The organism is Kribbella italica (assembly GCF_014205135.1).
In the GTDB taxonomy this organism is placed as follows: domain Bacteria; phylum Actinomycetota; class Actinomycetes; order Propionibacteriales; family Kribbellaceae; genus Kribbella; species Kribbella italica.
Genome location: NZ_JACHMY010000001.1, coordinates 4,577,015 through 4,593,067 on the forward strand (window position 1 = coordinate 4,577,015; position 16,053 = coordinate 4,593,067).

At 70.4% G+C, this 16,053-nt stretch carries 17 protein-coding genes; 7 read left to right on the plus strand and 10 right to left on the minus strand.

Translation table 11 applies throughout. The annotated features are described in order from the left end of the window. Positions 1–34 precede the first annotated feature (34 nt). The gene (locus tag HDA39_RS21140) at positions 35–1,030 is read left to right on the plus strand and encodes an aldo/keto reductase (protein ID WP_184797604.1); all 996 of its coding nucleotides are present in this window, start codon (positions 35–37) and stop codon (positions 1,028–1,030) included. Here HDA39_RS21140 and HDA39_RS21145 read toward each other — a convergent pair. The 3 genes from HDA39_RS21145 to mca form a co-directional block, all read right to left on the minus strand. Further along, the gene (locus HDA39_RS21145; protein WP_337925833.1) at positions 1,027–2,052 is read right to left on the minus strand and encodes a copper resistance D family protein; all 1,026 of its coding nucleotides are present in this window, start codon (positions 2,050–2,052) and stop codon (positions 1,027–1,029) included. The two genes, HDA39_RS21140 and HDA39_RS21145, sit on opposite strands and share 4 nt — an antisense overlap. Positions 2,053–2,230: 178 nt before the next feature. Then, positions 2,231–2,548: a hypothetical protein gene (locus HDA39_RS21150; protein WP_184797606.1), complete on the minus strand. Its 318-nt coding sequence runs from the start codon at positions 2,546–2,548 to the stop codon at positions 2,231–2,233. A 31-nt stretch (positions 2,549–2,579) separates the two neighbouring features. Next, positions 2,580–3,443, minus strand: coding sequence for a mycothiol conjugate amidase Mca (mca, locus tag HDA39_RS21155; protein ID WP_184797608.1), 864 nt, complete (start codon positions 3,441–3,443; stop codon positions 2,580–2,582). Positions 3,444–3,478: 35 nt separating this feature from the next. Here mca and HDA39_RS21160 point away from each other — a divergent pair, with 35 nt between their 5' ends. After that, positions 3,479–3,898: a DUF4307 domain-containing protein gene (locus tag HDA39_RS21160; protein ID WP_184797610.1), complete on the plus strand. Its 420-nt coding sequence runs from the start codon at positions 3,479–3,481 to the stop codon at positions 3,896–3,898. 529 nt (positions 3,899–4,427) lie between these two features. Next, entirely contained in the window at positions 4,428–4,937 is a 510-nt protein-coding gene (gene greA, locus HDA39_RS21165; RefSeq protein WP_184797612.1) for a transcription elongation factor GreA, read from the plus strand. Positions 4,938–5,318: 381 nt separating this feature from the next. Here the strand turns inward: greA and HDA39_RS21170 are convergent, their stop codons facing one another. Then, entirely contained in the window at positions 5,319–6,176 is an 858-nt protein-coding gene (locus tag HDA39_RS21170; protein ID WP_184797614.1) for an ABC transporter permease, read from the minus strand. A gap of 103 nt (positions 6,177–6,279) precedes the next feature. Further along, positions 6,280–7,287 carry an ATP-binding cassette domain-containing protein gene (locus HDA39_RS21175; protein ID WP_184797616.1) on the minus strand — a complete coding sequence of 336 codons (1,008 nt, stop codon included), beginning with the start codon at positions 7,285–7,287 and terminating at the stop codon, positions 6,280–6,282. 204 nt (positions 7,288–7,491) lie between these two features. On the opposite strand from HDA39_RS21175, the gene HDA39_RS21180 reads away from it, so the two are divergent. Next, entirely contained in the window at positions 7,492–8,736 is a 1,245-nt protein-coding gene (locus HDA39_RS21180; RefSeq protein WP_184797618.1) for an MFS transporter, read from the plus strand. On the opposite strand, the gene HDA39_RS21185 is transcribed toward HDA39_RS21180, so the two are convergent. The 3 genes from HDA39_RS21185 to HDA39_RS21195 are packed head-to-tail and all read right to left on the minus strand — an operon-like array spanning position 8,720 to position 10,886. Continuing rightward, positions 8,720–9,400, minus strand: a complete 681-nt coding sequence (locus tag HDA39_RS21185) for an ABC transporter permease (protein WP_184797620.1) — start codon at positions 9,398–9,400, stop codon at positions 8,720–8,722. The two genes, HDA39_RS21180 and HDA39_RS21185, sit on opposite strands and share 17 nt — an antisense overlap. Next, positions 9,397–10,173: an ABC transporter permease gene (locus HDA39_RS21190; protein ID WP_184797622.1), complete on the minus strand. Its 777-nt coding sequence runs from the start codon at positions 10,171–10,173 to the stop codon at positions 9,397–9,399. Before HDA39_RS21190 ends, HDA39_RS21185 begins: the two co-directional genes overlap by 4 nt. Next, entirely contained in the window at positions 10,170–10,886 is a 717-nt protein-coding gene (locus tag HDA39_RS21195; protein ID WP_184797624.1) for an ABC transporter ATP-binding protein, read from the minus strand. Before HDA39_RS21195 ends, HDA39_RS21190 begins: the two co-directional genes overlap by 4 nt. 131 nt (positions 10,887–11,017) lie before the next feature. On the opposite strand from HDA39_RS21195, the gene HDA39_RS21200 reads away from it, so the two are divergent. Both HDA39_RS21200 and HDA39_RS21205 read left to right on the plus strand, forming a co-directional pair. Then, positions 11,018–11,860, plus strand: a complete 843-nt coding sequence (locus HDA39_RS21200; RefSeq protein ID WP_184797626.1) for a histidine kinase — start codon at positions 11,018–11,020, stop codon at positions 11,858–11,860. 49 nt (positions 11,861–11,909) lie between these two features. After that, positions 11,910–12,575 carry a response regulator gene (locus HDA39_RS21205; protein ID WP_184797628.1) on the plus strand — a complete coding sequence of 222 codons (666 nt, stop codon included), beginning with the start codon at positions 11,910–11,912 and terminating at the stop codon, positions 12,573–12,575. Positions 12,576–12,719: 144 nt separating this feature from the next. Here the strand turns inward: HDA39_RS21205 and HDA39_RS21210 are convergent, their stop codons facing one another. Then, complete coding sequence (locus HDA39_RS21210; RefSeq protein WP_184797631.1) at positions 12,720–13,880, minus strand: hypothetical protein; 1,161 nt, start codon at positions 13,878–13,880, stop codon at positions 12,720–12,722. A 147-nt stretch (positions 13,881–14,027) separates the two neighbouring features. Further along, positions 14,028–15,524: an MFS transporter gene (locus HDA39_RS21215; protein ID WP_337925834.1), complete on the minus strand. Its 1,497-nt coding sequence runs from the start codon at positions 15,522–15,524 to the stop codon at positions 14,028–14,030. A gap of 87 nt (positions 15,525–15,611) precedes the next feature. On the opposite strand from HDA39_RS21215, the gene HDA39_RS21220 reads away from it, so the two are divergent. Continuing rightward, a complete protein-coding gene (locus HDA39_RS21220) occupies positions 15,612–16,052 on the plus strand; it encodes a MarR family winged helix-turn-helix transcriptional regulator (protein ID WP_184797633.1) in 441 nt (146 codons plus the stop codon). The last annotated feature ends 1 nt before the right edge of the window (position 16,053 follow it).

A 16,053-nucleotide genomic window follows, 5' to 3' on the forward strand; every position in this document is an offset into this window, starting at 1 on the left:
CTGGTGCCAAGAGCAACGACAAGGGAGAGACGCTGTGCAGACACGAGAACTGGGCAAGACCGGACCGGCCGTCGGCGCGCTGGGGCTGGGTGCGATGGGCATGTCGGGCGCGTACGGCGAGACCGACCGTTCGGAGAGCATCGCCACGGTCCACGCCGCGCTCGACGCGGGGATCACGCTGGTCGACACCGGTGACTTCTACGCGATGGGGCACAACGAGCTGCTGCTCGCGGAGGCCTTGCGGGGCAGGGATCGCGACAGTTACCAGCTGAGCGTGAAGTTCGGCATGCTCGGCCGGCCCGGGGGCGGGATCGGTGGGATCGAAGGCCGGCCGGCGCTGGTGAAGACCTTCCTGGCGCACTCGCTGACCCGGCTGGGCGTCGACCACCTGGACATCTACCGGCCGGCGCGGCTCGATCCGCAGGTGCCGATCGAGGAGACCGTCGGCGCGATCAAGGAAATGGTCGAGGCGGGGTACGTGCGGCACATCGGGCTGTCGGAGGTCAACGCGGAGACCATCCGCCGCGCGCACGCCGTCCATCCGATCTCGGACCTGCAGATCGAGTACTCGCTGATCTCCCGCGCGGTCGAGACCGAGATCCTCCCGACCCTGCGGGAACTGGGCATCGGCCTCACGGCGTACGGCGTACTGGGTCGTGGGCTGATCTCCGGGCACTGGTCGGTCGCCCGCTCCAACCAGCCAGGCGACCTCCGCGGCCTCAGCCCGCGCTTCGCCCAGGAGAACGTCGAGCACAACCTGACCGTGGTCGAGTCGCTCCGCCAGGTCGCCGATTCCAAGGGCTGCACCGTCGCCCAGCTGGCGATCGCCTGGGTAGCTGCCCAAGGCAACGAAATCGTCCCCCTGGTAGGCGCCCGAACCCGCACCCGCCTGACCGAAGCCCTCCCCGCGACCGACGTCCACCTGACCCCGGACGACCTGACCGCCATCACCCAAGCCGTTCCCCTGAACGCAGTCCGCGGCGACCGCTACCCCTCAGCCCACATGCCCGCCCTCGGCGTCGGCAACTAGGTCGTTTGGGACAACGCGACTGACAGGCCCAGGGCTACCGACATCACCAGGAGTTCTACCGCTACCAGCTGCCAGAAGCGGGGCCCTGGTTCGATCAGGTTGGAGACGACCTGGCGGCGGTGGATCCAGCCGCCGATGATCAGCAGGAGGAAGACCGCGGTCTTGGCGATCATCAGCCCGCCGTACGGCGCTGTGGTGGCGGCGTCGAGGACGTTGCCGAAGCCGCCGGCCTGGGCGGCGAGGCGGCCGGCGCCGCTGAGCAGGCCGCTGAGGAGGACGACGATCGACGAGATCAGCGCGACCTGGCTGAAGCGTTCGAGGACGAAGGGGAGGCCGTCCCGGCTGGCTCGGCCGTAGCGGACGAGACCGGCCAGGCCGCCGACCCAGCTGGTGGCGGCGACCACGTGCAGGACAAGGGCCGCACCAGCCAGTACGACGTACGCCTCGTTGCGGGGATACGCGGTCAGCGCCGGCGGGACGAGTGCGGCGACGGCGACCAGAACTCCCAGGCCGGCGGCGGACGACGTCTGGACCCGGCGGATACCGACGGCCAGCGCGACGACCAGGATGCCGGTGATCAGCAGGGACTTGACCTCGGGTACGCCGAGCGCGTCGTCGATCCGGAAGCGCAGCAGGCGAACCGGGGTGCTGAGCATGATCGCCGACGTGACGACCGCGCCGGCGAAGGACGCGACCGCCCAGATGGCGGCAGCGTTGCTCGCGTCGCGGACCGCGCGCCGGCCCTGGGTCCCGAGCGGTCCGCCGTCGGTACGCAGCAGAACCACCGCCGCGAGCAACGCGCCGGCGCACCCGACGGTCGCCAGGGTGGAGAGCAGGCGGAAGAACGGGAGCAACCAGTGGACGAACTGCCCCGGGCCGATACCGAGGACGTCGTCGGACGGCTCGCTACCGGCGGCGAAAACCCCCACCACCAAGGCGATCGAAGCGACGACCAGGGCAGCCAGACCACCCGCGACCAGACGTCCAGGCATCCGGTGCCGGGCGGCGCGGGTCGCGGTCACCGACCGGTCCCGCCGTGGGCGCAGTTGAACACGCGCTCACTATAGGGTGAGCTACCTCACCATCGCCGCCAGCGACACCATCTCGTGACCCGTAGCGTGCGAACGGTTGCCGGGGCGTAACGTTCCGCAACCCCAAGCCGTTGCCCTCGGCACCGGCTTCCCGGCCACCGAGGGTGGTTCAGCGCTGCGGGTCGCCGGTTTCCGGGTCAGGCGTCGTCGGAGCGGCAGCGCCGGCCGGGGTCGGTGAGCTGGGGTCCGTCGGCCGGGCGTCGGACGGTGCTGGGGCGTCCGCAGTACCGTCCTTGGGCGCGCCAGGGCCGTCGGTGGGCTCGAAGTCGATGCGCTTCAGCTGCTTGCTCATGTTTTTCATCAGCAACGCCACAGCGGCACCGAGCGCCAGGATGATGATCAGGGCGACCCAGCCGGGGCGCACCGTGTTCGGGTCGATCTCGCCCGTCGGGGGTGCGATCGTCAGAAGAAGGGTCGTCGCGGTCACCAGGCCAGTGTCTCACCGTCCCCACCCGCCGTCAGCGCAGCCCCGCGAAGAGGTCGTCCTCGGGGAGCTCGGACTCGACCAGGCTGCGGGCCAGTTCGTAGTCCTCGGTGGGCCAGGCCGCCTGGTGCACGGCCAGCGGGACGCTGAACCAGGAGCCGTCCGGGTCGATCTGCGTGGCGTGCGCCAGCAGCGCCCGGTCGCGGACCCCGAAGTACTCGGCGCACTCGACCCGGGTGGTGATCCGGCGCTCGTTCTCCGGGTCCGGCTTCCAGTCCTTGAGGCGGTCGGCGTACGGCGACTCCAGGCCGCGCTCGACCATCGCGTCGTGCAGCGCCTTCATCCGCTCGAAGTGGAACGTGTGGTGGTAGTACAGCTTCAGCGGCTGCCACGGCGCGCCCAGCTCCGGGTACGCGTCCGGGTCGCCGGCCGCCTCGAACGCGGCGACGCTGATCTGGTGGCACATCACGTGGTCGGGGTGCGGGTAGCCGCCGTTCTCGTCGTACGTCGTGACGACCTGCGGACGGAACTCCCGGATCAGCTTCACTAGCGGCGCCGCGGCGTCCTCGACCTTCGTCAGGCCGAAGCAGCCCTCGGGCAGCGGCGGCAGCGGATCGCCCTCGGGGTAACCCGAGTCGACCCAGCCGAGCCACTCCTGGCGGACGCCGAGGATCTCGCGGGCCGCGTCCATCTCCTTGCGGCGGATCTCGGTGATGTTCGCCAGGACGTCGGGGCGGTCCATCTTCGGGTTGAGGATCGAGCCACGTTCACCGCCGGTACAGGTGGCCACCATCACGTCGACGCCTTCGGCCACGTACTTCGCGGTCGAGGCAGCGCCCTTGCTGGACTCGTCGTCGGGGTGGGCATGGACATGCAGCAGGCGAAGATCTTCGGTCACAAGACACAATGGTCCTCCAAGCCCGAGGAGAACCGTTGACCGACCCAGCCGCGACCGACCTGGACGCCCGCTACGGCCGTACGCCGCGCGCCCGCCGACCCCTGCTCCTGATCGGCGTGATCGCCGTGATCGCCGTGGCCGCGCTGGTCTGGCTGGTCCGGGTCGCGGTCGTCCAGTCCACGCCGCCGGTGTCGTCGCGCCTGCTGGCGTTCACGATTCCGTCGGACACCTCGGCGACGGCCACGATCCAGGTCGAGAAGCGCAAGGACGTCGAGGCGTCGTGCCGCCTGCAGGCCAAGGCCGCCGACTTCTCGATCGTCGGCGAACTGACGCTCACGGTGCCGGCCGACTCCCCGCGCCAGCAGACGGTGCCGGCCACGCTGACCACCCAACGGGCGGCGACGTCGGTGGTGCTGATCGGCTGCACGACCGCGGACACGCCCCGACCGCATTAGTCGACGGCCTCGACCCGCCAGCGCCTTTCAAGTACCGGCTACTGATCGGGGGTCGGTACTTGAAAGATCAGCAGGCGACGAGGGCGGGCGCCTTTGGGTATCGGCTGCCGAGCGGGGGTTGGTACTTGAAAGGCCGGCAGGCGACGAGGGCGGGCGCCTTTGGGTACCGGCTGCCGAGCGGGGTCGGTGCTTGAAAGATCAGGAGGTGGCGAGGGCGGTCGCCTTTCAGGTACCGGCTACTGATTCGGGGGTCGGTACTTGTGAGGTTGCGAGTGACAAGGTCGACAGCATGGCGGCTGCGTAGGCGGGCGCCGTACGGGTACCGGAGTGTCCGTAGTACGGACCCGTATCCCATCGTGAGCGGTGGCAAACGATTGCCGTGATGCTCGCGCAAACGCTTCGCGGTGTTTGAGACGACGAAGAACTGTGGGGTTCCGGGCCCGTTCTTGCTACGCTCGGAGGATTGGTCGCCGTCGACGACGGCGGCCTTGAGTATTTCCGACCCATCCCATCAACAAAGGAGCAGCCCGTGACGCAGAACATCGAGGACAGCGTTGTCTGGCTGACACAGGATGGCTACGACCAGCTGAAGTCGGAGCTCGAGAACCTGAAGGGTCCGGCTCGCGCCGAGATCACCCAGCGGATCAGCGACGCCCGCGACGAGGGCGACCTGAAGGAGAACGGCGGCTACCACGCGGCCAAGGACGAGCAGGGCAAGATCGAGGCCCGGATCCGCCAGCTGGAGGACATGCTGCGCCGCGCCCAGGTCGGCGAGACTCCGAAGCCGGGCGGCAAGGTCGAGCCCGGGATGAAGGTGTCGATCAAGTTCGCCGGTGACGACGAGGTGGAGACCTTCCTGCTCGGCTCCCGCGAATTGCTCGCCCTGGACTCGTCGGTCGACATCGACGTGTACTCCCCGCAGTCCCCGCTCGGATCGGCCATCCTCGGCAAGAAGAAGGGCCAGAAGGCCACCTACGAGGCACCGAACGGCAAGGACGTGACGGTCGAGATCGTCGCCGCGGAGCCCTTCACCGGCTGACCACCCAAACGCACAGGAGCGCCCCGGTGGATGCCACCGGGGCGCTGCTGTTTCTGCTGCTCAGCCCGCCGACCTCAGCCCCGCCGACACCTCTCAAGTACCGGCCACCGATCGAGGGCCGGTACTTGAAAGATCAGCAGGGGACGAGGTCGGGCGGCCGGTCCGCGGGCGACCAGGTCGATTGCCGAGGCCCGCGCCCGGCGACCACGCCTGTTGCCGCCGGCGCCCGCGACCACGCCTGCGGTCGCCTGCAGCTCTCAAGTACCGGTCACCGATCGGGGGCCGGTACTTGAGAGGTCAGCAGGGGGCGAGGTCGAGTATCCAACCCGCTGCGGGTTGGCTCCCCGTGGGCGTCGCACGTCCGGGCGTCTACACCGAGCGTCAGTGGCCCGTCGTGCGGCGGTACTTGCGGACGGCCAGCGGTGCGAAGACGCCGATGATCACCGCGCACCAGATCAGGCTGAGCCACACCGGGTGCTGGGCCGGAAACCCATCCGGGCTGGCGAACGGCGAAGGATTGCCGAACAGATGCCGGCAGGCGGCGACGATCGAGGAGATCGGGTTCCACTCCGCGACCGGTTGTAGCGCGCTCGGCAAGTTCGGCGTAGGAACGAACGCATTGGACAGGAACGTCAGTGGGAACAGCCAGATCAGACCCGCCGACGCGGCCACCTCGGGGCTGCCGACCGACAGACCGATCAGCGCGCCCACCCACAGCATCGCGAACGCGAACAAAAGCAGGATCGCGAAAGCACCCAATGCCTGGCCGAAGCCGTTGTGCCAGCGCCAGCCGACGATGAAGCCGCAGATCACCATCACCAGCATCACGAACGCGTTGAACACCACGTCGCCGATCACCCGCCCGGCGATCACCCCGGACCGCGCCATCGGCAGCGACCGGAACCGGTCGATCAGGCCCTTCGACATGTCGTCGGCCAGGCCGACGCTGGCCGAGGCGACCGCGAACGCCATCGTCTGGGCGAAGATCCCGGACATCAGGAACTCCCGGTACGCCCGTGCTCCGGGGAAGCCCGGGATCGGGATCGCGTTGCCGAACACGTACGCGAACAGCAGCACGAACATGATCGGCTGGATGGTCGCGTAGATCAGCATGTCCGGCGTCCGCGGAATCCGCTTCAGCGTCCGCCAGGCCAGGATCCCCGCGTCGGACACCGCCCGCCCGGCCGCACTCTGCTCCCGGACCTCACCAGGCCCGCTGCCCCTCACCTCGGCGCTCATCGCCGCCCCTCCTGCCGACTCGACCCGCTCCACACCCGGCACCAGCCCTCACCGGGCCCGCTCCGGCTCATCCGCCGCTCCTCCGAAACCACGTACGCCGTACTCATGCCCGCCCCTTCTTCCCGGATTCGTCGACGACCGTGTCGGGGTTGTCGGTCGCGTGACCGGTCAGCGTCAGGAACACGTCGTCCAGCGTCGGCCGGCGCAGCCCGATGTCCGCGATCCGGATCCCCTGCGCGTCCAGCGTGCGGATCACCTCGACCAGCGCCGCCGAACCACCCGGCGCCGGCAGCGTCACCCGCTTGCTGTGCTCGTCGAGCGAGGTCGCCTCGGGATCGGTCACCTCCAGCGCCGTCGTCAGCAGCTCGAGCGCGCGGGCGGTGTCGCCCGGTTCGTGCACGACGACCTCGATCCGCTCGCCGCCGACCTTGGCCTTCAGCTCGTCGGCGGTCCCGCGCGCGATCACCGAACCGTGGTCGACCACCGCGATGCTGTCGGCCAGCTCGTCGGCCTCTTCCAGGTACTGCGTGGTCAGCAGGATCGTGACGCCCTCGCTGACCCGGTCGCGGATGATCTGCCACAGGTCGAGCCGGCTGCGCGGGTCCAGCCCGGTGGTCGGCTCGTCCAGGAACAGCACCTTCGGGTGCGCGATCAGCGACCCGGCCAGGTCGAGCCGCCGCCGCATGCCGCCGGAGTACGTCTTGAGGATGCGATCGGCGGCCTCGGTCAGGTCGAAGATCTCCAGCAGCTCGTCGGCCCGCTGCTTGGCCTGCTGACTGCTCAGCCGGTAGAGCCGGCCGAACATCCACAGGTTCTCCCGGCCGGTCAGTAGCTCGTCGACGGCTGCGTACTGCCCCGAAAGGCCCACCAGCCGCCGGACGGTGTCGGCCTCCTTGACCACGTCGTGCCCGAGCACACGCGCGCTTCCGGCGTCCGGCGCCATCAGCGTGGTCAGCACCCGGACCGTCGTGGTCTTGCCCGCGCCGTTCGGCCCGAGCAGGCCGACCACGCTCCCCTCGGGCACTTCCAGGTCGATGCCGTCGAGCGCCTTGACCGTGTTCTTCCGGGATCTGAACGTCTTCACGAGGCCGGTCGCCTCAATTGCAGCCATCAGAGCCGCCCCTCCTGAGTGTGATGCAGATCATCTTGGCCGAGACCTCCGACAGATTTCGAACCTTTTCTCCTGCGCTAAATACGCTAGCAGTTATATAAGTCCACGCCACTATATAGTTGCAGATTCCAACTTGAGTCCCTTCGACTCAAGTTTCTTGACATTGAGTCGACAAGGCTCAACTTCCAGGTCTACCGTCCCGCCATGGGCATCCTGAGTCACCCCGATTTCCGCCGCCTGTGGATCGCCGACCTGCTGAGCCAGCTCGGCGCGCGGCTCGGCATGATGGCGATCCCGCTGCTCGCGGTCCTCACCCTCGACGCCACGACGTTCCAGGTCTCGCTCCTGCGCACCTGTGAGACCGCCGCCTGGCTCGTGCTCGGGCTGTTCGCGGGAGCCTGGGTCGACCGGATCCGCTGCCTGCCCGTTCTGGTCGCGGCGGATCTCGGGCGTGCGGTCCTGTTCGGGTCGATCCCAGTCGCGGCGGCGTTCGGCGTACTGGGTCTGCCGCAGCTGTACGTCGTACTGGCGCTGTCCGGACTCCTGACCGTGCTGTTCGACGTCGCGCACAGCTCCTACCCGCCACGCCTGCTCACGCCCGACCAGCTCCTGCCGGGCAACGCGCGGCTGGCGGCCAACCACTCCGTCGCAGCCGTCGTCGGCGCGGGAGCGGGCGGCGTACTGGTCCAGTGGCTGTCAGCCGCGGCCACGATCGGCCTGAACGCCCTCGGCTTCCTCTGGTCGGCCTTCTGGCTCCGCTCCATCCGTACGCCGGAACAGAAGCCACCCGCCCCCGAGCACCGCAACCTCCGCCGCGAGATCGCCGAGGGCCTTCGCTACGTCTTCCGCCACCCGTTGCTGCGCCCGCTGGTCCTCACCACGGCGACGACCATGCTCTTCCAGGCCGCGAACTCGGCCGTGATCATCGTCTTCCTGGTCCGCGAGATCCACCTCTCCCCCGCCACCATCGGCCTGCTCAGCATGATCGGCCTGCTCGGCGCGATCGCGGCGTCCACGTTCACCGAGCGCCTGAGCCGCTGGATCGGCGACGCCCGCGCCCAGCTCTTCGCCGCGATCGGCCTCGGCATCGCGTTCCTCCTCCAGCCGCTGACCAATCCCGGCTGGGCGCTCAGCTGGTACGTCGGCTCGACGCTGCTCGCCGCGATCTGCATCATCGTCGGCTACATCCTGCAGGTCAGCACCCGCCAGCGCGTCTGCCCGCCCGAGCTCCAAGGCCGGGTCAGCGCAACCATGTCCTTCGTCAGCTGGGGAGCCCTCCCCGTCGGCAGCCTGCTCGGCGGCGCTCTGGGGACCGCCTTCGGCCTCCGCCCCACCCTGTGGATCGCCGGCGCCGCCACCCTGCTGGGCACGAGCTGGCTGATCTTCTCCCCGTTCCGGACCCTGCGGACGATCCCGGCGGAGCTGGAGTCGCTCAGGCGTCCCGACTGACGAAGGCGGCAGCGGCCGCCGTACCGCTGAACAGCACCCACGCCAGCAGGACCACCGGGCCGAAGGGCTCTGCATCAGGCGAGTACAACGCCCGGCCTGCCTGGTCGGGCAGCCAGCGCGCATAGTCGGTGACCGTCCCCAGCAGCGGCGAGGCCACGACGACTCCGACCAGCAGGGCGGTCAGCGCTGGGATCAGTGACCTGATCACGACCGTGACAGCCGCTGCCAGCAACCCCACGAGCACCAGGTACGCCGTTGCCCCGGCGATCCACCACAGCGAGGCCCGGACCGGCTCCACTGCCCAGGCGGTCGACACCGCCGCCACCAGCGCGACCACACTCGTCGCAGTCGTGACAACCAGCTGCGCAACGGCCTTGCCGGCCAGGGAAACGACCCGGTTGGGCACAGCCGTCAGGGTCGTCCTCAGCTCGTGACCGCCGTACTCCGAAGCCACGCCGACGACGCCCAGCACGATCGACCCCACCTGGAGGAAGCCGACGCTGCCGAGCGCGATCGTCACCGCGTCCGCGGCCGGGTCGGTGGTCGCGGACGCGGTGGCCGCTGTCACGCCGACGGCCAGCACCACGGTGACCAGGCTCGTGATCCATGCCGCAGGCAACGTCCGCAGCTTGATCAGCTCGGCCGCGACGGACTGCCCGATCATGCGTCGCGACGGGTCAGTACGACGCCCGCGACCACCAGCAGCGCGACCGCCCACGCCGTCATCACCAGACCGCCGGTGAGTGGAGGCAGCGCGTCGTCGACGGCAGTGAAGGTCTCGTCGGCGAACAACCGGGTGCCGGCGAGGTCGGGCAGGTACCGGGCCAGCGGCGTGACCTTCCACAGCAGGAACGAGACCGAAACCACCGTGCCGTTGGTGATCAGCACGATCAGCGGCACGATCCCGCTCCGGGCGAGGACCGTGATCGCCAGCGCCATCAGCGCGGCCAGGGCGCAGTAGAGTCCGGCGCCGACGAAGCGGCCGACCGGCGTACCGGGTTCCCCTGCGTCGCCGACGATCGCGGAGGCGACGACGAGCGAGATCGACAAGCTGACCAGCACCGCCAGGACGACGAGCGCCACGACGACGACAGCCTTCGCCGCGAGCGCCGTCCACCGCCGCGGCGTCGCGATCAACGTCGTACTGATCTGCCGTCCGCCGCCCGCGTCGGTGCTGTTCGCGGTGTACTCGCTGCTGATCACGACGATGCCGAGCACCATCGCACCGGCGGCTCCCAGCGGGACGGCGCTCAGCGCGGCCTCGGCCGCACTGGTGTACCGGACGCCGTCGGTCCGCCCCGACGCGAGCGCGTCGCGCACGTTGAACGCGTTGAGTACGGCGAGCGCGATCGGACCGATCACCGCGACCGCAAGGGCGACGGCCGTCGCGGGCAGGCTCACCGCCTTGCGCAACTCGGCGATCACGAGGTTCGTCATCGCTGCTCTCCCGTCCGGCCGGAACGCGTCAGCGCGAAGAAGGCGTCCTCCAGCGACTCGTGCCCGGCGCCGATCTCGGCGCACGGACCGGAGGCCACGATCCGCCCCTCGGCGAGCACCACGAGATCGTCGGCGAGCTGCGCGACCTCGCTGATCTGGTGACTGGACAGCAGGACCGTTCCGCCCGCCGCCGCATGGTCCTTCAGCAGGCCCCGCAGCCAGCGGATCCCGTCCGGGTCGAGGCCGTTCGACGGTTCGTCCAGCACCAGCGCCTCGGGCTCGCCGAGCAGTGCGGCCGCGAGCGCGAGGCGGCGACCCATGCCGAGGGACAATCGGCCGGCCCTGGTCCGCCGGCTGTCCGCGAGCCCGACCTGGTCGAGGACCTCACCGACCCGGTGCTGCGGAATTCCGTTGCTGCGGGCAACCCACGCCAGGTGCTCGCCGACCCGCCGCGACCGGTGCGCGCCTGATCCGTCCAGGACCGAGCCGACCGTGCGGAGCGGATCACGCAGTACGCCGTACGGCCGCCCGCCGATCAGCGCCGTACCGGAGGTCGCTCGATCCAGGCCGAGCAGGATCCGCAGCGTCGAGGACTTGCCCGCGCCGTTCGGGCCGAGGAAGCCGGTGATCCGGCCGGGCGCGGCCGAGAAACTCACCGCGGACAGCACCAGACGCGAGCCGCGTCGTTTCACGAGTTCGTCGATGGTCAGCATGCGATCCATCCCAGCGCCCGCGAGCGTCGACCGGATCGGTCCCAGGACCGGACTTCGCCGGTCGGCTCCGTCCTGGGTCCGTCAGACCTGGGTCCGATGTCGTCCGGGCCCGCGGAACCTAGACTCGCGGTGTGGAGGCTGGCCGACCGACCCGGAGCTCAGGCATCGGCCTGGCCGCCGGGACCGTCGCGGTGCTGCTCGTCTCCCTGCTGTTCGTCGCCGGTGCTCCGGATCCGGCCACCTTGATCGCCCCGGTCGTCATCACCGCGATCGCGATCGCGGTCTCGGTGTGGGCGGTGATCCGCAGCCGCCGGCAGCGGCGCGAGTACGAGGAACGCCTGACCGCGTGGGCCGGCGAGCAGGCGGTCCAGGCCGAACGCCTCCGGATCGCGCGGGACCTGCACGACCTGGTCTCGCACGGGCTCGGCCTGATCACCATCCGCGCCGCCGTCGCGCGCCGGGCGGGCGCGAATCCGGACTCGGCGCTGACCGACATCGAGCAGGTCAGCCGCGGGACCACGACCGAGCTGCGGCGGATGCTGAACGTCCTGCGCTCGGCCGACGGCGAGCCGGCGCCGCTCCGGCCCGCGGAGACGCTCGAGGACCTGCCGGCGATCGTCGACGAAGCCCGCACCGCCGGCCTGCGAGTCACGCTCGACCTGCCGGCGCTCGACGACGTGTCGCCGGGCGCCCAGCTCACCGTCTGCGCCGTCGTACGAGAAGCGCTGAACAACACCCTCCGCCACTGCGGCCCGACCCGGGCCCACCTGTCCGTACGACGGGAGGACGGCGTCCTGCTCACCTCCTACCGCGACGAAGGCCCGGTCACCGGCTGGTCCGCTCACCAAGGCGGAGGTCACGGGCTCACCGGCCTGCACGAACGCGTCACCGCCCTCGGCGGCACTTTGGACGCCGGGCCGGATCAAGGCGGCTTCGCGGTCGTCGCACGGCTTCCCGACGGGCCGGCCACATGAGCACAACGCCGGTCCGCGGCGGCGCGCGATCTCCCGCCGGGCCGACCCCATGAGCGCGACACCGGTCCGCGTGCTGATCGCCGACGACCAGCCTCTCCTGCGGCACAGCCTCGCGCTGCTCATCGATGCCACCGACGACCTGACCGTGGTCGGCCAGGCCTCGACCGGGCGCGAGACCGTCCAGCGCGGCCGGGAGCTGCGGCCGGACGTCGTACTGATGGACATCCGGATGCCCGGCGGCGACGGCATCGAGGCGACCAAGCACCTGACCGAGGACCCCGCGCTGGCGGGCACTCGGGTGCTGGTGCTGAGCATGTTCGAGCTCGACGAGTACGTGTACGCCGCGCTCCGGGCGGGGGCCAGCGGGTTCCTGCTCAAGGATGCCGAGCCCGACCAACTGCTCGACGCCGTACGCCGTACGCATCGCGGCGAGTCCCTCTTCGCCCCACGCATCGTGACGCGGCTCGTCGAGCACTACCTCGACCGGCCGGCGATCCGCCGTTCGCGATCGGTCGACCGGCTCACCGACCGCGAGACCGAGGTCCTGGTCCAGGTCGCCCGCGGGCTCTCGAACGACGAGATCGCCGCCGTGCTCGGCATCTCGATCAAGACCGTCAAGACCCACATCGGCAACCTGCTCGCCAAACTCGCCGCCCGCGACCGCGCGCAGCTCGTCATCACCGCGTACGAGACCGGCCTGGTCTCCGCCGGGTGAAGCAGTACGGCGAGGCGGCGGCCGGCAGGACGGCGTCGCGGCCTCCCGGCAGGACGGCGACGCGGCGCGCCCCCAGCGGGACGGCGACGAGACGCCGCAGCAACGCGGCGGCGCGAGGGGACGCGCCGCCGTTCGTCGTACGGGTCAGTCGGAAGTGATCTGCGCCGTTCCGACCAGGACCTCGACGTCCAGCGCCGCGCGGCCGCGGCCGATCTCCACGTCCTTGGACTGGCCGTTGACGGCACCTGCCCAGGTGACGCGGCCGAGCTGGGACTCGGTGTGAACGCGTACGTCGGACCCGCGGCGCAGGTTGACCGTGGCGGAACCGGACTCGACCCGGACGCGGGAGCGGCCCTTGGTGACCTGGGCGTCCAGGTGCGCGGAACCGGCCTGAACGAGCATGTCGATCGGGCCGTCGACGTCGTGCACCTTCGCCGTACCGGCCGTCACGCGGACGCGGGTCAGCCCCGGCAGCCGCTCGGCGACGACGCTGCCGCCGGTCACCTCGACCTCGACCTCGAGCATCGGGTTGACCCGGATCGACAGCTCCTTGGCGAAGCCGTTGACGTGCGCCTTGAGGTCGGTCGGGTTGCGCAGCATGCTGAACCCGTCCAGCGACACTCCCATGTCGCCCTCGCTGTTGATCGCGAGCGTGTTGCCGTCGCGCTTGATCACGTGCGGCCCGTCGACCGCGACACCGGTGAGGGCCGGCTCGCCGATCAGCCGCACCCGCCGCCCGACGGCCCGGATCGTCACCCGCTGCACCCCGGAAGGCACCGGCACGTTGCTGTGCTCGACCTCCTCCTCGACCGCCTCGGCCTCGGGCACGGAGGTCTGCACCGGCTCGACCGGTCCGTCGTCCACGACGCTGTCCTGGACGTCGCTCGACCGCACCGCGGCGCCGGTCTGCGCGGAGTCGGCGGAACCGCCGGTCGGCGCGGAATCGGCAGGACCGCCCGCCGGCGCGGAGCCGACAGGACCGCCCGCCGCCGAGGCGCCGTTCGCGGCGTGCTTGGGCGCGGGCGCCGCATCCGCGGCGTCCGGCGAGTCGACCGCGTCCGCCCAGACCGACGCCGACGGCACCTCCGCCTCGGCCGCCGGCGCAGCACCGGCCGGCTCGTCAGCGGCAGCCGAACCCGGGGTCGGGGCTCCGGCGGCCGGAGTCTCATCGGCAACCGGCGCGGCGGCCGCCGGCTGGGTGACGGCGGCGATCAGGGTCGCGGCCTCGTCGCTGGACAGGTGGCCTTTCGCGACCCGGTCGAGAATGTCCTTGACCCGGCGGTCGTAGTCGCTCTGGTTGCTCATGTCCTCCAGTCCAGCACCCCGACGGGTCCAAACCAATAAGGGATGGCCCGGAACTCACCCGAGAACAGCAGTGCGGGTCCCGGCGGAGTAGCCCGAGACCCGCACTGCGGCATATTCCTTCAGCAGCCCGTCAAGGGCTGGTTGCAGCTAGACAGCAGGTTCCATCTCCTCGGCGGCCAGCTCACGCTGCACCGCCTCGAGCTGAGCCGCCTCGGCAGCCTCGGCCGCCCGGCGAGCGCGCAACCCGCGCAGACCGGTCAGCCCGATGATCAGACCGAGCGCCGCGATCCCCGTGACCACCCCGAGCGCAGGCTTGTACGCCGACAACATTCCCTCCGGCGTCGTCACCCCCGCGGACCGGCCGCTGATCACCGCGGTGACGATCGCGAGCACGATCGCCCCGCCGACCTGGTTCGACGTGTTGAACAGCCCCGAAGCCAGCCCCTGCTCGTGGTCCGGCACCCCGGAGGTCGCCTGGATGTTCAGCGCCGGGAACGCGATCGCGAAGCCGAGCCCGATCAGCATGATCGTCGGGAACACCGTCGCGAAGTACGCCGACTCCGGCCCGATCCGCAGCGACAGCGCGTACCCGACCACGAACAGCGCCATCCCGGCGACGATCATCCGCTCGGTCCCGATCCGGTCGGCCAGCTTGCCGGCGTTCGGCGACAGCGTGGCGACCAGCAGGCCGGCCGGGAGGAAGCCCAGCGCGGTCTCGAACGACGACCAGCCGAGCAGGTTCTGCAGGTACAGCGTCCCGATCAGCTGGAACGCGACGTACGCGCCGAAGACGGTCAGGATCGCGAGGTTCGCCCGCCGCAGCGAGGGCGCCCGGAGGATGCCGAGCCGGACCAGCGGGTGCTTGGTCCGCCGTTCGATGACCACGAACGCGGTCAGCAGTACGGCGGAGAGAACGAACAGGCCGATCGTCTGGAAAGAGACCCAGCCCGCGTGCTCGGCGCCGACCACGGCGTACACCAGCGACAGCATGCCGCCGGTCACGGTGACCGCGCCCGGGACGTCGTACCCGCCGGCGGCCTCGTCGCGCGGGCTGTTCGGGATCAGCTTGAGCGCGAACAGGAAGACGATCAGCGCGACCGGGCCGGGCATCAGGAAGGTCCAGCGCCAGCCGACCTCGGTCAGCGCGCCGCCGAGGATCAGGCCCATCGAGAAGCCGCTGGCGGCGCAGGTGGTGAAGATGCTGAGGGCGCGGTTGCGGTCCGGGCCCTCGTGGAAGGTGGTGGTGATGATCGAGAGCGCGGCCGGCGCGGTGAACGCGGCGGCGATGCCCTTCACGAACCGCGCGGCGATGAGCAGTTCGGGGTTGGTGGCCAGCGAGCTCAGCATCGAGACCACGGCGAAGACGGCGAGCGCGATCAGGAAGACCCGGCGGCGGCCGAGCAGGTCGGCGGTGCGGCCGCCGAGCAGCAGCAGTCCGCCGTACCCGAGCACGTAGCCGGTGACGACCCACTGCAGGGACGAGAGCGAGACGCCGAGGTCGGCACCGATGGAGGGCAGGGACATGCCGACCATGGACACGTCCAAACCGTCGAGGAAGATCACGCCGCAGACCACCAGGAGCGCGCCCCACAGGCGGGCGTCCCAGGTCATGCGGGCCGGAGGTGTGTGCGTTGTCTGTGTCACGAGGAGAGAGCATTGCATGCACGTGCATCTAATGTCTAGGCATTAAATGCGTTTGCATTGAATGCACATGCATGATAACGTCCCTCCATGACCGAGACGCAGGTCAGCGCCGGCCCTGGTGAGACCGGCACCGATCGTGAGAGCACCGCCGACGTGCGGGAGTGGCGCGAGATCCTCGCCCGCCACGCGGACCTGAGCTGCGCGCTCGACCGCGAGCTGCAGGCGGGTCACGCGCTGGGCATGAGCGAGTACGAGGTGCTCGAGCGCCTCGCCGAGCTGCCGGAGCAGTCCGCGAAGGTTCAGACCATCGCCAAGTCGGTGCACCTGAGCCAGAGCGCGCTGTCCCGCGTGATCGGGCGGCTGGAGACGGCCGGCCTGGTCGAGCGGCACATGTGCGCCGAGGACCGCCGCGCGGTCAACGTCCGGCTCACGTCCGAGGGGCTCAGCCGTCAGACCGAGGCGCAGCCGACCCAGCGACGGGTCCTCGCCGAGCGGCTGCACTCTCCCCTGCTCAAGTCCTGCGAGTAGA

Excerpts from the sequence above, each read along its gene's own strand:
- HDA39_RS21170 (WP_184797614.1), bottom strand. The coding sequence starts at position 6,176 with ATGAGCGCCGAGGTGAGGGGCAGCGGGCCTGGTGAGGTCCGGGAGCAG.
- HDA39_RS21175 (WP_184797616.1), bottom strand. The coding sequence starts at position 7,287 with ATGGCTGCAATTGAGGCGACCGGCCTCGTGAAGACGTTCAGATCCCGG.
- HDA39_RS21180 (WP_184797618.1), top strand. The coding sequence starts at position 7,492 with ATGGGCATCCTGAGTCACCCCGATTTCCGCCGCCTGTGGATCGCCGAC.
- HDA39_RS21185 (WP_184797620.1), bottom strand. The coding sequence starts at position 9,400 with ATGATCGGGCAGTCCGTCGCGGCCGAGCTGATCAAGCTGCGGACGTTG.
- HDA39_RS21190 (WP_184797622.1), bottom strand. The coding sequence starts at position 10,173 with ATGACGAACCTCGTGATCGCCGAGTTGCGCAAGGCGGTGAGCCTGCCC.
- HDA39_RS21195 (WP_184797624.1), bottom strand. The coding sequence starts at position 10,886 with ATGCTGACCATCGACGAACTCGTGAAACGACGCGGCTCGCGTCTGGTG.
- HDA39_RS21205 (WP_184797628.1), top strand. The coding sequence starts at position 11,910 with ATGAGCGCGACACCGGTCCGCGTGCTGATCGCCGACGACCAGCCTCTC.
- HDA39_RS21210 (WP_184797631.1), bottom strand. The coding sequence starts at position 13,880 with ATGAGCAACCAGAGCGACTACGACCGCCGGGTCAAGGACATTCTCGAC.
- HDA39_RS21220 (WP_184797633.1), top strand. The coding sequence starts at position 15,612 with ATGACCGAGACGCAGGTCAGCGCCGGCCCTGGTGAGACCGGCACCGAT.